15 protein-coding genes and 1 pseudogene are annotated in these 16,190 nt (G+C 71.2%); 2 read left to right on the forward strand and 14 right to left on the reverse strand.

The genetic code is table 11. The annotated features are described in order from the left end of the window. Window positions 1-27: 27 nt before the first annotated feature. From xseA to FOF48_RS12315, 3 genes are read right to left on the reverse strand one after another with little or no spacing between them, the layout of a single operon-like run. Window positions 28-1,746, reverse strand: a complete 1,719-nt coding sequence (xseA, locus tag FOF48_RS12305) for an exodeoxyribonuclease VII large subunit (RefSeq protein ID WP_143901110.1) — start codon at window positions 1,744-1,746, stop codon at window positions 28-30. Beyond that, window positions 1,743-3,488 (reverse strand): FHA domain-containing protein, encoded by a 1,746-nt coding sequence (locus FOF48_RS12310; protein WP_186001880.1) that lies wholly within the window; start codon window positions 3,486-3,488, stop codon window positions 1,743-1,745. The genes xseA and FOF48_RS12310 overlap by 4 nt, the downstream gene beginning before the upstream one ends. A gap of 36 nt (window positions 3,489-3,524) precedes the next feature. Then, on the reverse strand, window positions 3,525-5,504 hold the full coding sequence (locus FOF48_RS12315; protein WP_143901114.1) for a hypothetical protein: 1,980 nt from the start codon (window positions 5,502-5,504) through the stop codon (window positions 3,525-3,527). Window positions 5,505-6,813: 1,309 nt separating this feature from the next. Here FOF48_RS12315 and FOF48_RS36440 point away from each other — a divergent pair. Then, window positions 6,814-6,957: a hypothetical protein gene (locus FOF48_RS36440; protein ID WP_161664666.1), complete on the forward strand. Its 144-nt coding sequence runs from the start codon at window positions 6,814-6,816 to the stop codon at window positions 6,955-6,957. 3 nt (window positions 6,958-6,960) lie between these two features. Then, window positions 6,961-7,212 carry a hypothetical protein gene (locus FOF48_RS37030; protein WP_255442104.1) on the forward strand — a complete coding sequence of 84 codons (252 nt, stop codon included), beginning with the start codon at window positions 6,961-6,963 and terminating at the stop codon, window positions 7,210-7,212. Here the strand turns inward: FOF48_RS37030 and FOF48_RS37035 are convergent. From FOF48_RS37035 to FOF48_RS12370, 11 genes and pseudogenes are all read right to left on the reverse strand, one after another. Beyond that, window positions 7,149-7,373: pseudogene (locus tag FOF48_RS37035) on the reverse strand (FHA domain-containing protein); the annotation flags it as partial. The gene FOF48_RS37030 and the pseudogene FOF48_RS37035 overlap by 64 nt on opposite strands. A gap of 4 nt (window positions 7,374-7,377) precedes the next feature. Next, window positions 7,378-8,268: a type II secretion system F family protein gene (locus FOF48_RS12325; RefSeq protein WP_143901116.1), complete on the reverse strand. Its 891-nt coding sequence runs from the start codon at window positions 8,266-8,268 to the stop codon at window positions 7,378-7,380. A 13-nt stretch (window positions 8,269-8,281) separates the two neighbouring features. After that, entirely contained in the window at window positions 8,282-9,127 is an 846-nt protein-coding gene (locus FOF48_RS12330) for a type II secretion system F family protein (RefSeq protein WP_143901118.1), read from the reverse strand. A 78-nt stretch (window positions 9,128-9,205) separates the two neighbouring features. Continuing rightward, window positions 9,206-10,021 (reverse strand): Flp pilus assembly protein CpaB, encoded by an 816-nt coding sequence (gene cpaB, locus FOF48_RS12335; RefSeq protein ID WP_143901120.1) that lies wholly within the window; start codon window positions 10,019-10,021, stop codon window positions 9,206-9,208. 229 nt (window positions 10,022-10,250) lie between these two features. Further along, the gene (locus FOF48_RS12340) at window positions 10,251-10,484 is read right to left on the reverse strand and encodes a hypothetical protein (RefSeq protein WP_143901122.1); all 234 of its coding nucleotides are present in this window, start codon (window positions 10,482-10,484) and stop codon (window positions 10,251-10,253) included. A gap of 107 nt (window positions 10,485-10,591) precedes the next feature. Next, window positions 10,592-12,031, reverse strand: a complete 1,440-nt coding sequence (locus FOF48_RS12345; protein ID WP_143901123.1) for an anti-sigma factor — start codon at window positions 12,029-12,031, stop codon at window positions 10,592-10,594. Next, window positions 12,028-12,675 (reverse strand): RNA polymerase sigma factor, encoded by a 648-nt coding sequence (locus tag FOF48_RS12350; protein ID WP_143901125.1) that lies wholly within the window; start codon window positions 12,673-12,675, stop codon window positions 12,028-12,030. Before FOF48_RS12350 ends, FOF48_RS12345 begins: the two co-directional genes overlap by 4 nt. A 64-nt stretch (window positions 12,676-12,739) precedes the next feature. Further along, complete coding sequence (locus FOF48_RS12355) at window positions 12,740-13,147, reverse strand: DUF2085 domain-containing protein (protein ID WP_143901127.1); 408 nt, start codon at window positions 13,145-13,147, stop codon at window positions 12,740-12,742. Then, a complete protein-coding gene (locus tag FOF48_RS12360) occupies window positions 13,116-14,171 on the reverse strand; it encodes an ABC transporter ATP-binding protein (RefSeq protein WP_186001881.1) in 1,056 nt (351 codons plus the stop codon). The genes FOF48_RS12355 and FOF48_RS12360 overlap by 32 nt, the downstream gene beginning before the upstream one ends. After that, window positions 14,168-15,190, reverse strand: a complete 1,023-nt coding sequence (locus FOF48_RS12365; RefSeq protein ID WP_143901131.1) for an ABC transporter ATP-binding protein — start codon at window positions 15,188-15,190, stop codon at window positions 14,168-14,170. Before FOF48_RS12365 ends, FOF48_RS12360 begins: the two co-directional genes overlap by 4 nt. After that, a complete protein-coding gene (locus FOF48_RS12370; RefSeq protein ID WP_143901133.1) occupies window positions 15,187-16,182 on the reverse strand; it encodes a general secretion pathway protein GspE in 996 nt (331 codons plus the stop codon). Before FOF48_RS12370 ends, FOF48_RS12365 begins: the two co-directional genes overlap by 4 nt. Between the last annotated feature and the right edge of the window lie 8 nt (window positions 16,183-16,190).

Raw genomic sequence — 16,190 nt, forward strand, 5'->3', positions numbered from 1 at the left:
GGGGCGCGGAATGTAGAGGGTGGCCCGCTAGCAGTCCACCGGCCCTTTCAAGCCAGTGACCGTGGCTTCGATTTCTTCACACCCGCCCAGCGTCTGGGCGCCGTGGGCCGCCAGCTTGATGCCCAGCACGTCCCCCACCGCGACGTCCGCCACGGAGCGCACCACCCCTCCGTCCTTCTGTCGGAACGTCACCGCGTAGCCGCGCGACATCACCTTCAATGGGCTGAGGGCGTCCAGCCGTCCCCCCAAACGTCCGAAATGCGTCTGCGCGGACGCGAGCGCCCCTCGCTGGAGCTCCAGGAGCCGCGAGCGGGCCAGCGCCACCCTCGCCCGCTCGGACGCCACCCGCGCCGTGGGCGAGGCCCGCTGCAGGCCCAGCCGCGCGTCCGCCAGCGCGCCCCGCCGCCGGGTCACCCCCGCGCGCGCCGCCTCCGACAGGCGCCTGGCCAGCTTGAGCAGGTGCGCGCGCTGCTCGGACAGCCGCGTCTGGGGCCGCGCGCGCTGCAGCCGCTCCTGGAGGGCCCGCAGCGTCTCCCGGTGCTCGCGCGTCCGGGGGCGCAGCACGCGCATCATGGCCTCCACCTGTTCCGACAGGTGCAGCCGCTGCTGGTTCACCGCGCGGCGCGGATCCGCGAGCCTCGCGCGCAGCTGTCCCTGGCGTTCGCGCAGCTCCAGCACCCGCCGCTCCATGGCGCGGCGCAGGCGCCCGGACTGCGTGGCCAGGGTCAGCTCCAGGTCCGCCAGCACCGGCGCCAGCCGCTCCGCCGCCGCGCTGGGCGTGGGCGCGCGCAGGTCCGCGACGAAGTCCGCGATGGTGAAGTCAATCTCATGGCCGATGGCGGACACCACCGGCACGGGCGAGGCGAAGATGGCGCGCGCCACCCGCTCCTCGTTGAACGTCCAGAGGTCCTCCACGGAGCCTCCGCCGCGCGTCACCACGATGACGTCCACGTCGGTGCGCGCGAGCCGCTCGATGGCCCGCGCCACGTCCTCCGCGGAGCCCTCGCCCTGCACGCGCGCGTCCGCGAGCAGCACGCCCAGCCGGGGGTTGCGCGAGTGCAGCACGCGCAGGAAGTCCTGGAGCGCCGCGCCGGTGCGGCTGGTGACGACGCCGATGCGCCGGGGCAGGAACGGCACCGGACGCGGAGGCCGCACGCGCCTGTCGCCGATGAGGCCCTCGGCCGCCAGCCGCTGCTTGAGCTGTTCGAACGCGAGCGCCAGCGCGCCCTCACCCACCGGCTCCAGCCGGGAGATGATGAGGCTGTAGCGGCCCTGCGGCTCGTACAGGTCCACGCTGCCCTCGGCCAGCACCTCCATGCCGTCGCGCAGCGCGAAGCGGATCCGCGCCGCCATGGACGCCCACACCTTCGCGTCGATGGAGGCGTCCACGTCCTTGAGCGTGAAGTACCAGTGGCCGCGCGCGTTGGCGCCCCGGAAGCTGGACACCTCGCCGCGCACCAGCACGCGCGGGAAGCGCGACTCCACCGTCTGTTTGATCTGCCGGGTGAGCTCTCCCACCGTCAGCACCGTGCGCTCGGGGCGCGGCGGCGGGAGCGGAGCGGAGGGCGGAGCCGGAGCGAGGTCCGCCTTCGGCGCGGGCGGAGGGGCCTCGGGCGTCTTCCTGCCAGAGGCGGAGGCCTTCGCCGGAGAGGCGGGGCGCAGGGGCGGCAGGAGCGACGTGCCGAAGAGGTCGCCCTGCCCCGGCTCGTCGGCCGGGGGCGGCTCCAGCCCCTTGCGCTTCTTCATCGCGACAGCTTCTCGACCCAGCCCTGGGCCTTGCCGTGCAGCTCGTCGTCGGGCGGCGTCATCGCGACGACGTCGCGGAACTTGGGCAGCGCGTCCTCCGGGCTGGAGTCCTTGATGGCGTAGGCCTGGAAGTACAGGTCCTTCGCCTTGGCCTTGAGGTCGTTGACGATGTTGGCCGCGCCGGTGTGGGCCGGGTCGGCCTGGAGCGCGCGGCGTGCGAACTCCATCGCGCGAGACCACTGGCCGGCGGCCTTCGCGCCCGCGGCGCTCTTGTAATAGATGGTCGCCGCGCGGGTGCCCGCGTTGCGCGCCATCTTGCTGCCGCGGCCGTCGGTGATGTCCTTGTCCAGCGCCAGCAGCCGGCTCAGGCCCTTGGCGTCCAGGTCCTCCAGCTTCTTGTAGAGGTTCCCGAACTCCGTCACCTGCCCCATGAGCTGCTTGCACTGGGGTGCCTTGGCCGCGCACGCATTGAGGATGGCCACCGCGCCAGAGACGTCACCGTCGCGGAAGCGGTCCACCGCGGGCTCCCACGGCTTGGGAGCGGCGGCCACGCGGACGGGGTCCGGACGGGTCATGTCCGCGATGACGCGCGCGGCCTCGTCGTTGATCAGCTTGCCATCGCGGTGGTCCGGGAACGTCGCGAGCACGTCGTCGGTGATGGCCTTGGCCCGCTGCACCGCCTCCAGCTGCCGCATGTCCAGCTGCTGCTTGGCTTCCTTGGTGCGCTTGTCGGCGGCGTCCACCAGGTTCTTGCGCGCCGTCTTCACCTGCTCATAGAGCTGGGTGTCGCTGCTCACCTTGTCGATGGCCGCCTTCGCGTTGGCGAGCTCACCCTTGCCCAGGGCCGTCTGCGCGGTGGCCAGGTGCCCCTGGTTGGGGATCTCCCGCTCCGCCGCCTTCAGGTAGTCCTCCACGCCAGGGTAGTCCGGAGCCTGTGAGTGCAGCTCCTCCAGCTTCGCCTTGGCCTGCGCCCACTGGCCCTCGCGCACCAGGTTCTTGGCCTCCTGGAAGAGGCCCCCCAGCTGCTCGCGGTACTGGCGCTGCTCGGCCTCGATGCGGCCCTGCTCCTCCTGCTGGTGCCGCATGCGCGAGCGCGCGACGCCCAGGCCTGCGAAGAGCACCACCAGCACGCCCACGGCGGCGAGCTTGATCCGCATCCGCTTGCGCAGGACCTCCGGCGTCAGCTCCGCGGCCGCGGACGCGCGCGAGGTCTGCGGGCGCGAACGGCCTTCGCCTCGGGGAGCGGGACGGGCAGGCACCGCGCCGGAGCCGCGGCCACCCGCCGCGGACGGACGGGGACGCGGGCCGGAGGGGGCCTGCACCTTGGCGGTGCTGTTGGCGGTGTCCTCGTACCGCAGCTCGGAGTCGCCCAGCGTGATGACGTCGCCGTTGGCCAGCAGCGTCTCCTCGCTGATGGGCTCGCCGTTGAGGATGGTGCCGTTGCCCGACCCCATGTCACTGACCATCCAGCCAGCGGACTCCTTGCGCAGCGTCACGTGCTTGCGGGAGACGGACGTATCCTGGAGGCAGATGGGGTTGTCGGTGGACCGGCCGACCGTGTACTCGGCGTCGGAGAGCGCGAACTCCTCGCCCTCGCTGGGACCGGCGATGACCACGAGCTTCGCGGGGCGTGCCGCGGCGGCACCGGCGGTCGACCGGCGGACCGGGGCGCGCTGCCCGGTCCCGGAGGAGGGCGTACCGGACGTAGGCCTTCGGCGGGCGGGAGGAGGGGCGTTCGACATGGATTTCACCGCGTCCTACTGAGGGGGGCACAAGCCCTAAAGCTCATGCTCATAGGCTTTTTCCAGCGCGAGATTGTGGCAGCGATGCTCGGTGGTAGGGAAGCGTCTCCGTACGTCTTCCAAGGTCGCGACCGCATCGCGTCGGCTGCGGAACTGAACCGCCCGCTGGAATTGCATCATCAACTGACCGCAGCGGTGGTCCAGCTCCGTTGAAATCTGGGAGATCCGCTCCCGTACGTCCTCGTACAGGTCCGGCTTCTCGTCGAGCGCTTCCAGGGTGATCCACGCGGCCCGGTACTCCCGCCACGCCTTGAAGAGGTTCTCCGCGCCCACATCCTTGAGCTCGTAGAACCGGGCTCCCGCCCGCGCGGACTCCCGAGCCGAAGCGACCAGCTGATCCGGCGGCGCCTCGGGTACCGGGATGATCTCCAGCCGGAGGTTCCAGATGCGCCACCGCTCACGGCCGGGCGGATTCAGGGCGTTGTCGAAGAGGAGCTGGTTGTTCGCGTTGCGGCGCAGGAGGCTGGGGGGAAGGACCTGCTCCAGCTCGCGCTCGGCGGTCTGGGCCGTGTCGGGAGGGACCCAGCCCAGGGACACGCCGTTGAGGGAGAGGTTCACCTCATCCCGGGAGATGTCACTCGCCTGGTAGTGCAGCACGGCCACCGCGCGTGTGGGGGACACGAAGCGGAAGTCGAAGAGCTTGTCGTCGGCGTGGGCCCAACGCACGCCATCGCCCAGGCCGAAGGAGTCCGTCACCGGCTCCAACCCCAGCTTGAACGGCTCACGGCCCGGGAGCCGGAGGCCCGCGGGGGCCACGGAGACCAGGAGGGCCAGCAACGCCAGCACGCTCAACACCCCGAGCGACGCGAAGCCGATGCGCCGAGGCAGCGACTGACGCTGCCAGAAGAGGAGGAACTTGCCATGCAACGACCGGCCCAGCTGACGCCGCTGCCGGGCCTTGTCGGCGGCGGATGAGGGCGCGACCTTCGCGACGACGGTGATGGGTCCCGCGGGCACGGGCTGCGAGGAGGAAGCCTCCAGGTCGTTGACGGGCTCCGTGGTGTCGCCATCCGCCTCTGGTCGAGGATGGAGCGCCAGCGGGCGGACCTCGCCCGGTAGCAGCCCGGGATCCAGCACCGCGGGCGAAGCGCCCGGAGGCCGGCGCACGAAGGTCACCGGATCCGGCGGAGGGGGCGGAACCGACGACCCCCAGGCGGCCGACGGTGGCACACCACCCTGGTCGCGGCCGACCGCGGTCACCAGCTCGGGCGAGTCGGGCTCGGCGGGCGAGCCCCAGGACGACGGTGACACACCGCCCTGGTCGCGGCCGACCGCCGTCACCAGCTCGGGCGAGTCGGGCTCGGCGGGCGAGCCCCAGGACGACGGTGGCACACCGCCCTGGTTGCGGCCGACCGCGGTCACCAGCTCGGGCGAGTCGGGCTCGGCGGGCGAGCCCCAGGACGACGGTGGCACACCGCCCTGGTCGCGGCCCACGAATGTCACCGGCTCTGGCGAAGGGGGCCCAACGGGCGCACCCCAGGCCGACGGGGGAGCCAACGCGGGGGGCCTGGCCCCAGGCTCATCCTGGCCCACGAAGGTCACCAGCTCTTCGGCCTCCGCGGGAGGGCCGGAGGGGACTTCGTCGTCCTGACCCACGAAGGTCGCCGGCTCATCGGTGCCGTTCGTGGGCAGGGCCCCGCTGTGGCGTACGGGCGGAGCGACGAGCGGGCTGACGGGAGTGATGGGCCGGAGGTCGAGCATGGTCCGCTCCTCCGGCTCATCCATCGTCGATGCGGGGAGCATGGACGGGGCGATGTGCGGGGACGGCTCGGCGACGAGGGATGGGACGTCCGGCGTCGCCGGGATCGCCATCAGCGTGCGTTCCTCGGGTTCATCGAATCCCGCGAGGGGCAGTTCCGGTGGTGGCGGGAAGCCGGGCTCCGGCGATTCCACGGTGGGAATCGCCATCAGCGTGCGCTCCTCGGGTTCGTCCGGATCCACCGGGGACAGATCCACGGGAGAAGTCAGGAGGCCGGCGACAGGGGCCTCCCAACCGCGGGGCGCGGAAGCAGGAGGAGGCGCCTGGGGTGGAGCGACCGGCTGCGGAGGCACGGCGGCCACGACGTTCCGGGGTTCCGGCGTGCGGCCCTGGGTCGGAGTCGAAGCCGCCGGTACGTTCCTTCGCGGTGCGGACGAGGGCGAAGCAGCGCTGTCCGCGTCACGAGGTTCAGAGAGCGTCGCCGTCGAGGACGCGCGTGCGGCGCCACGCCCCAGATCGGGACGATTGAGCGCGGGTGCGCCGACCTCGGGCAAGCCAGGGATGGCCTTTCGCCGAGGGGACGCTCCTGGCTGAGGAGGGCCCGACACAGCAGCGCCGAGCACGGGAGGCTTCGGCAGGACAGGCGCGGCGGAGGCTCCCACCCCGGACACTTCCAGCGCCGTGGAACGGGCCTGCGCGGCGACCCCGGCTGGAACAACCGCCAACGACGGACTCCTGCCCGCCGACGAGGCCGCGCCCAGCCCGCCTCCCGACGAGGAGGACCTCCCCGGTGTCGAAGCGCCGACCGGCTGCGGACCTGGTGCGGAGGGCCTTCCCGATGACGAGCCATCGACGGCTGGCGATCCAGGCCCCGAGGCCCGGGCCTCGGAGGCTCCCCCCGGAGCAGGCGCAACCGGTCCCCTGTTTGGCGAGGAAGCCCCCAGGATCGGAGGCCCAACGGTGGCCTTGTTCGACGTGGGCGCATCGACCGCGGGCAAACCTGACGCCGACGCCTTCCCCGAACCGGGCCCCAACACAGGAGGCCCCACGGGAGCACGTCCCGATACCGTGGCTCCCGACATCGACGCTCCCGGCGAGGAAGCCCCCAGCATGGGAGGTCCCACGGGAGGACGCCCCGATACGGTGGCCCCCGACATCGACGCTCCCGGCGCGGAAGCCCCCAATACGGGAGGCCCCCCAGGAACGCGTCCTGGCGCGGACGCACCTGCCGCAGCAGAGCCCGAAGCCCCCAGCACCGGAGGTCCCGCGGGAGCACGTCCCGCCGCGGACGCGCCTGCCGCAGCAGAGCCCGAAGCCCCCAACACGGGACCACCCGTCGGTGCCCGATTGGCCGTGGACGTACCCGCGGACGGAGGACCCGAAGCCCCCAACACGGGACCACCCGTCGGTGCCCGATTGGCCGTGGACGTACCCGCCGAAGCTCCCGGACCCCCCCCCCCCATCGAGGGAGCGCCCGTGGGTGCCCTGTTCGGCGTCGCGGCGCCTGCCCCTGGTTGAGCCGGAGTGGGAGCACCGACCGCCGGAAGATCCGGAGCGGAGGGGCGCTTGGGCGGCGGCACCCGGACCTCGGGCTGCTTCGGCGTGGCGGGCGGAGCTTCCGACATCGCCCCACCCTTCGCGGCGGGCACGGCCATCCCGGGCCTCGGCGCGAACGCCGGACGCGCCATCGCGGGCATGGACTGCTGGTAGCTCGTGGGCGCCGCTTCGATCTCCGCGAGCGCGGCCTGCTCCACGCCCTGGGGCGACACCCGTGCGTGCGGCGGCGCGAGCACCCTGCGGATGGGCCGGGTCACATCGTCATCGTCGTCCGGCGGCATCCACACGAAGGTGAACTCCACCGGTCCGACGGTGATGCGATCCCCGTCACGCAGCTGCTTCTCGCCCGCCAGCGGCTGGCCGTTGAGCTGCGTGCCGTTCGCGCTGCCTACGTCCTCGGCGAAGTAGCGCCCATCCCGCGCCGTGATGCGTGCATGCCGCCGGGAGACACCATGGTCATGCAGCACCAGGTCATTCTCCGAGGTCCGGCCGATCTTGACCTCGGCCTGCTCGAAGGCGAGCTCCCGTCCAACCTGGAGCCCCTGGGTGATGGTGAGCAGGATGGGCAGAGGACTAGCCCCCGACGTTCCCGAACATGAACTGGAACACGATGGGCCCGAAGAGCACCATGAACACCGTCGGGAAGATGCAGGCGATGAGCGGGAAGAGCATCTTCACCGGCGCCTCGCCGGCCAGCTTCTCCGCGCGCTGCGTGCGGTCGATGCGCATCTGCGTGGACTGGATGCGCAGCACCTTGCCCAGGCTCGTGCCCATCTTGTCCGCCTGGATCAGCGCCGTGACGAAGGTCGTCAACGACGGCAGGTCCACGCGAGCAATCATGCTCTTGAGCCCTTCCTCACGCGTCTTGCCCATCTTGAGCTGCTTGAGCACCAGCTGCAGCTCCTCGCGCAGCGGCCCCTGGCGGCCCTTCTCCACCACCTTCGCGAGCGCACCCGTGAAGTCCATGCCCGCTTCCACCGACAGCGTGAGCAGGTCCAGGTTGTACGGAAGCGCGCGGCTGATGGCCAGGTGGCGGCGCTTCACCTGATCGTTCAACCAGATGAGCGGATAGAAGAGCCCCAGCAGCATCACCAGCAGCGACCAGGCCAGGTTGCCGCCAAGGCCGTTGACGACGAAGAGGCCCGCCAGCAGGGCAAAGAAGGCGCTGACTTCCTGCAGCGCCATGATGTCCTCGGGCTTGTACTGCGACGGCTCGCCCGCCTTGATCAGCTTGCGGCGCGTCTTGGACTCGTAGCCCGGCCACATGAAGCGCCGGTTCATCGCGCCCAGCTTGCGGACGGCGACGGAGCCCGCGCCCTTCACGCCACCCGCGGACTCGTCACGTACCTCCGTGAGGAAGCGTTCGAGGACGTTGGTGTAGAGGCCGACGCCCAGGAACGCCACCGCGCCCGCAGTGAGCAGTGCCGAGCCGCCCATCAGCAAGAATGTCAGGAAATCCTGCACGGTGCGCCTCGATTCAGATGTCGATGTTGACGATGCGCCGGATGATGAGGATGCCCATGATCTCCATGATGGCGATGATGGTCACCAGGATGTAGCCGAAGATGTGATTCATCATCGGCTCCATCAGGTCCGGACGCATGTAGTTGAGGACCAGGCCCAGCACCGCAGGCATGGCCGCGACGATCCACCCTTGAAGCTTTCCCTGGGACGTCAGCGCGTCGATCTTGCCTTCCAGACGGAAGCGCTCGCGGATCACCGTGGAGATGGTCTCGAACATCTCCGCCATGTTGCCGCCCAGCTGGCGCGCGATGTTGGTGGACACCACCACCAGCTCCAGGTCATCGCTGCCCACCCGGCGGCCCATGTTGACGAGCGCCTCTTCCAGGGGAACGCCCAGCTTCACTTCCTTCACGAAGAGGCCGAACTCCTGCGACAGGGGCGGCATCGCCTCGCGCGCCACGTGCTCGATGGCCTGCGGGAACGTGAGACCCGCCTTGAACGCGTTGGCCATGGCCTGCAGCGCGTCCACCAGCTGCACGTTGAACTTCTTGATGCGGCGCGTGCGGTAGTGCTTCACGAGCAGCATCGGCAGGAAGAAGCCGAAGATGGTCGCCAGCACCGCCAGGATGGGGTTGAAGACGATGTAGCTGAGGATGCCCAGGAGGCACATGCACGCGATGTTGAGGATCAACATCTGCCGCGCGTCGATGAAGAGGAACATGTCGCTCAAGTCGTTCATCGACTTGGCGACGTAGCGCTCCTGGTACTGCTCATACGCCTTCGACAGGACGCTGAAGATCACCAGGCTGAAGAAGAACACCGAGCCGGTGACGAGAAGGAGGACGATACCTGCGAGCATGGGCGCGAATCCCCGGGGGAAGAGGGAGGGGTCGGCGGGGCCGCTTCACCCGTGAGGGAAGCGGCCCCACGCGGCGGACTACGGCGAGCCAGCCGCCGACTTGTCGCTGCCGCCACCCTTGATGATCTGGATGATCTCCCGGCGCTTCTGCTCCAGCACGCGGGTGCGCTCGCCGGACAGCAGCGTGCTGATGGTCGCGCGGCCGCGCTCCTCGATGAGGTCCACGTCGTCCTCGTTGCGCAGCGACAGGGTCAGCTGTCCGAGCTCCGCCGCCAGCACCAGGATCTCCGCCTCTTCCGGCAGCACCATCAGCGACACGTTGTTGTAGTCGCGCTGGTTCTCCGGGATGAGGTTGATGTTCGTGGTGCCGGTGATCTTGCCCGTGGCGACCACGATGATGTTCTGCAGCAGCGTCACCGCGACGCTCTCATCCGTCTGCGGATCGCGGAACGTGCCGATGATGTCCACGTGGTCGTTGGGACGGATCCACCCGCCCACGGCCGTGGTCAGCTTCGCCTCGATGGTGATGGCGCGCGCCTTCTTCTGCACCTTCGTCGACAGGCGCTCGGCGGCCTTCGTCGTCTCGAACTGGCTCCAGAGGATGGGGTCGCCGGCCTGCAGCGCCACGAGCACCTTCTGGTTCACGATGTAGTTGGCGGAGTCCGGCTTCACCACCGACGAGGTGACGAACTGCTCCGGCACGGAGCGCTGGGAGATCATCTCGTACGTGATGACCGACCCCTCGGGCATGTCCTGGCCCGCCACCACCACGGGCACCAGGTTCCACCCGCGACGCACATCCGATTCCTTCTTCTTGATGGCCGAGTAGGCCACGATGCCGGCGAGCAAACCGAGCACCAGCGCGACGACGAGCGGGGTCTTACCCTTCAACATGGTTCAAGGTCCTCCAGAACGGTGGGGCGCCGTCGTGGCGGCAGGACTGCTTTGGACGAGGGGGCAATGCCAGGGCGCGAACGAGTGAAGATGTTAGCCATGCCCCAGAGCAGGTGTCAAAACCACCTCTCGTGACAAAGCGGAATCCCTGGACGCCTGGGAGGCCGCGGCGCCTGTCCACCCCCGGGGGGACGGCGCGAAACGCGGCCGGATCCGTGGCCTCCGTCCCTCAGGGGAACGGCAGGTTCAGCACGAAGTAGAACGAGTCGTAATAAATCTGGTACGCCTCGAGGAAGAGGTCGATGACGTTGGTCTGCTTGTCCTCGCTCCAGCGGACCTTCACCGTGGCGCCGACGACGAGCGCGACGATCAACACCCAGTTGATCATCGAGTACTCCACCATCGCCTGGCCACGGCGGGCCCTGCGCGGGGAGCGCTTCGACGACTTCCGGGGAGTGTTCACGGGGGGATGATCCACGTCCGGCCTCATGGTCGCATCATCCACGGCCCGGGGGAGCGCCGCATCGGTCATGTGGACCGTCGCCGGAGAAAGCGCGGCGGCCCCCTCCCCTACTCCGTGGGCACCGGCTCGCTGGCGGGCAGCTTCGTGCTGGCGGCGGGCGCCATGATGGGCGCGGCCTTGCGCATGCGGCGCTGGGCCATCTGGGCGGCGCCGGACTCGGGGGCTTCGTGGACGACCTGGGCGCAGACGACCGCGGCGGCGTCGCTCTGGCCCTGAGCGGACTCCGAATCGCACAGCCGCGAAAGCAGGTCCAGCCGCTCACCGCCACTGGGTCCGGCCGCGAGCGCGGCGCGCAGCAGCTGAGCCTCCCGGACGCGATCTCCCTGGTTCGCGGCGGCTTGCGCCTGACGCGCCAGCTCGCGCGACGTCGTCGCTCCGGCCGGGGCCTGCTTCTCCATGGACTTGGGTTTCGCGACCTCCGTGCGGGCCGATTCCTTGACCGGTTCGGCGACCGCACGGGCCGGGGCCTGCTTCGAGGTGCTGACCGCGCCGGTGGCGGAAGGCGTCGCGGGAGCGGCCTGCGCCATGGGCGCGGAGGCCACCGGCGCCGGAGGCGGCGGCGCGGCCTCTCCCATGGCGGCGGCATCGTCGGACGCGAGCCCGCGCCCGTAGGACGCACCGCCCAGCCGCAGTGAGTCGCGCTTCGCGACCTGGGCCTTGTCCGTGCCTCCCCCTGCCTGGTCGAACGCGGAGTCCGAGGTGGAGCGTGCGTCCTTCCCGCCATACACGGCGCCGGCCGCCTCTTCCTTCGGGGCCTGTGCCGGCTCGAGCGCCGCGAACTCGCCGTCCGCGTCCTGGGCCTTGGACAGCTTCTTCGTGGGCGCGGGCCCCTCACGTCGGCGCTCCAGCATCGCGCCTCCACCGCCCGCGTTCATCCAATCCGACGGACGGCCCGCGGCATTGCCCTTGAGCTGCGCATCCGCCTGATTCCGTGCGGGCGCGTCTTTCAGCGCCTCGGAGGCCGGAGCCGCCGCCAGCAGGTCATCGCTCCGCGGGGTGTAACTCCTCCCCATCGGCGCGGGCGCGGAGGCGGGCGCGGACTTCGGCTCGCGCTTGCCCAGCGTGCGGGTCTCATCCTCCGCCGGGGCCCTCGCGGGGCTCGCGGTCTTCTGCGCCAGGTTCGGCTCCAGGTGGAGGCCCTCGTTGACCTCCAGCGACAGGATGCCGAAGGTGCTCACCGTGGCCAGGCCCACCGCGGGCAAGAGCCAGCGGCGCCAGCGCGAGGGCTTCGGCTCCGGCCCCGCGGAGGCGCGGCGCGCGGACTGCTGGGCGTACGCGAGCAGCGACTCCAGGCCCGCGTCCGGCGCGGGTTCGGTCGACAGCTGCGCCATGGTGGTGCGCACGCCGCGGATGTCCGCCAGCGCCTTGGAACAGCGCACACAGCCCTGGACGTGCTGCTCCAACGCCTGGGCCTCCGTCGCCGGAAGCTCGCCGTAGGCGAAGTCGAGGAGCCGGTCCTCGTGCGCGTGAGCATTCTGGGCACTCATCCCGCCACCGTCCTTCCATCCTCCGACAGGTCGCCATCCACACCCAGCTCGCCCAGGCGGCGGCGCAAGCCCTCCAGCGCGTAACGCATCCGGCTCTTCACCGTGTTTTCGGACACGCCCGTCACCTCGGCGATCTCCTTGAACGGGATGCCGCTGTACTCCCGCAGCACGAACACCTCGCGCTGCTCCTCCGGCAGCCCCGCGAGGGCCCGCTCCAGCAGGGGCCGCAGGCGCGCGTTGTGCGCGCCGCGCTCCGGACTGGCACCGGCGTCCGGCAGCCCCTCGCCCAACGGACGTCCCTCGTCCCCGTCCGCACCGGCCGCGGGGGCCTCCAGGGACGTCGCCTGGCGGTAGCTCTCTTTGCGCGTGCTGTCCACGCAGAGGTTCCTCGCGATGGTGTACAGCCAGGTCGTGAACCGGGCCTTCGGCGCGTATTCCCGGGCACTGCGGACCACCTTGAGCCACGTCTCCTGCAGCACGTCCTCCGCCCGCGCCCGGTGCCCGACGAAGCGCAGGATGAAGTTGAACACCGGCGCGCGGTGCTTTCGCACCAGCGCCTCGAACGCACGCGCGTCTCCCGCCTGGAAGGCGAGCATCAGATGCTCGTCTGAGGTTTCGGGTGCCAAACTTCCCCCAGTGCCCATGAAGCCACGGGTGCCATCCCCTTCGCCGCCCACCGCCTGTAACGGACAGCCGTGCGCGAAAGGTCTATTCCGGCCGTGGCCGCCGGTAAGTGGCGAGAATGACAGGGACCGCCACCCCTGTCACCAGAAGTGCCTGCGCCAACAGCACCGCGGGGAGCGGGTGCTGCACGTGGACATGCAGCGAGCGGCCAAGCCCCGCCCCCAACAGGACGCCCGTCAGCGTGCGCACCGCGTTGGAACCCGACGCGGGCCGGAACCGCCCCACCGCCCAGTCCAGCAGCGCGGGCAGCGTGAGGCCCAGTCCCACCGGGACATCCCACGACCACTGGAGCGGCGCCTTCAGCGCGAACAGCCCCAGGAAGACGGCGGCGAGCACCGGGTACGTGCCCAGGCACCGCGCGCACACGCGCGCGCCCGCGAGCACATAGGTGCGGTTGTATTCATCCGGGTGATGATGGCTGAGCCAGAACACCGGCACCTCCTCCAGACGCGGAGACAGTGGGGGGTTCCCACGCGGGACGGGCATCCCCCTCCGCCAGGAAGCACGCCGCGGCGTGGCCTCCCCCCAGCGGGTACAGCGGGGGCGACTCGCGCCGGCAGCGCTCCATCGCGTGGGGACAGCGTGGGTGGAACGCACAGCCGGCGGGCGGAGACAGCGGCGAGGGCGGCTCCCCCGGCAGCAACAGCCGGGCGCGAGGCCGCTCCGGGTCCGGCACCGGCACCGCGGACAGCAGGGCCTGCGTGTACGGGTGGCGCGGCCCGGAGTACAGCGCGCGCGACGGCGCCACCTCCACGATGCGGCCCAGGTACATCACCGCCACGCGCGTGGACACGTACTCCACGATCTTCAGGTCGTGCGCGATGAAGACGTAGGTGAGGCCGCGCTCGCGCTGCAGGTCCACCAGCAGGTTGACGATCTGCGCCTGGATGGAGACGTCCAGCGCGCTGATGGGCTCGTCCGCCACCACCAGCTCCGGGCGCAACGCGATGGCACGTGCAATGCCGATGCGCTGGCGCTGGCCCCCGGAGAACTCGTGCGGGTAGCGGTGCCGCGCCTCGCGGGGCAGGCCCATGGCGTCCAGGAGCGCCAGCACCTCGTCCTCGCGCGCCCGGCCCTTCGCGAGCCCGTGGATGGCGAAGGGCTCCGCGAGGATGTCCCCCACCGTCATGCGCGGGTTGAGGGACGCGTACGGATCCTGGAAGACCAGCTGCATGCGGCGGCGCAGCGGCCGCAGCTCGCGCTGCGACAGGCCGGTCAGCTCGCGACCCTCCACGCGGATGGAGCCGGACGTCGGGTCGATGAGGCGCAGGAGCGCGCGCCCCAGGGTGCTCTTGCCGCAGCCGCTCTCCCCCACCAGGCCCAGCGTCTCACCCCGGGCGACCTCGAAGGACACGCCGTCCACCGCGCGCACCGTGCCGCGCGTGCGCCCCAGGAAGCCGCCCCGCACCGGGAAGTGCACCTTCAGGTCGCGCACCTGGACCAGCGGCTCGCTCATGGCGCGGGCACCGGGTGGTGGCAGGCGGCCCACTGGCCTCCGCGCTTCGACTCCAGCGCGGGCGTGAGGCGGGCGCACAGCTCGCTGGCCCGGTCGCAGCGGTCTCGGAACGCGCACCCGGACGGCAGCGCGCCCAGCGACGGCACCATGCCGGGGATGGCCTTGAGGCGCTGGCGTCCGCCCTCCGCCGCCCCCGCGTCGTGCAGGGATGGGATGGAGCGCAACAGGCCCGCGGTGTACGGGTGCGCGGGGCGGGCGAACAGCTCCCGCACCGGGGCCTGCTCCACGATGCGGCCCGCGTACATCACCACCACCGCGTCGCAGCTCCCCGCCACCACGCCCAGGTCGTGGGTGATGAGCATCACCGCCATGTGGCGTTCGGCCTGGAGCCGCTTGAGCAGCTCGAGGATCTGCGCCTGGATGGTGACGTCCAGCGCCGTGGTCGGCTCGTCCGCGATGAGCAGCGCCGGGTCGCACGCGAGCGCCATGGCGATCATCACGCGCTGGCGCATGCCTCCGGAGAGCTGGTGCGGGTACGCGTCCACGCGCTCGCCGGGCGCGGGGATGCCCACCTGTCGGAGCATCTCCACCGCGCGCTCGCGCGCCTGGGAACGGGTGGCGCCCAGGTGCAACCGGACGCCCTCGCCAATCTGCTCGCCCACCGTGAACACCGGGTTGAGCGACGTCATCGGCTCCTGGAACACCATGGCCACGTGCCGGCCGCGAACGCGCCGCATCTCCCGCTCGGGAAGGGCCAGCAGATCCTCTCCCCGGAAGCGCACCTCGCCGCCCACCACGCGGCCGGGGGGCTCGGGCACGAGCCGCATCACCGACAGCGCCGTGAGGCTCTTGCCGCAGCCACTCTCCCCCACCACCCCCAGCGTGCCGCCCGGAGGGACGTTGAAGGACACGCCATCCACCGCGCGCACCGTGCCGCGCGCGAGCGACAGCTGGGTGGTGAGGCCCCGCACGTCCAGGAGCGGGGCCCCGGCGTCCGGGGACGGCGCGACGCCGGTCACTTCTGGGCCAGCTCCTCCAGGAACTCCGCCTCCTGGATGAGCCCCTTGCGGATGAGCAGGCGGATGAGGCTCGCGACCATGCGCGCGGGCTTCACCTTCTCCGTGTCCAGGCTGGCCTCCTCGCCGCGAGAGATGCGGTCGATGTCGTCCAGCACCGCCAGGTCCTCCTCGGAGAAGTCCGGCTTGGGCGTGAGCGCCACCGACGGCTTCACGCCCTGCGCGGCGCCGCCGAAGAGCACCACCGGCACGCGCGGCTTGTTGGGATCCGCGTCCGCCTCCGAGGGCGGCGGCGGGGGCGGAGGCCTCGCGGCGGCGGGCGGCGGCGGGGGCCTGGCGGCGGGCCGGGGCTTGGAGCCCAGGATGTCCTCCAGCACCTCCGCGCCGTCCGCGGAGGACTCGTGGGGCGGCGGCGGGGGCAGGTCCCAGTCCAGCGGCGGAGGCGCGGGCGGGCGCGCCGACGAGGGACGCGCGGCGGCGGGCGCCGGCGTCGACGGCAGGATGTCCGGCGAATCGTCCTCGTCCATGTCCATCGGTTCTGCCTCCACGATGTCCAGGGGCTCTCCCCGGCCGCGCGCGAGCGCCTGCTCCAGGTCGTCTGGAGCGGCGACAAAGACCTTGAGCTGCTTGCGCAGTTGGAAGCGCAGCTGGTCCACCAGGTTCAGGTTGCCCGGGTCCTCGACCGCCACGTGGAGCTTCTCGCTGCGGCCGTCCTGCTCCAGCGCGAAGAGCAGCACGCGCTGCTCGGTCTGGAAATCCATGGACACCAGCGAGGACACCGCGTGCGGGATGTACTCGGGGATCTCCACGAAGGGCAGCTCGTGCTGCGCCGCCAGCGCCCGCGCGATGTCCCGGCCGGTGCACAGGCCCATGGACACCAGCACCTCGCCCAGCTTGCGGCCCTGGCCGCGCCGTCCGGAGGCCAATGCCTGCTTCACCTGCTCGTCCGTGACCACGCCCGCCTGGACGAGGAGTTCACCAATCTTCTTGCGCATGGCCGGGG

The sequence above is a fragment of the Corallococcus sp. Z5C101001 genome (assembly GCF_007352635.1).
Taxonomy (GTDB): Bacteria; Myxococcota; Myxococcia; order Myxococcales; family Myxococcaceae; genus Corallococcus; species Corallococcus silvisoli.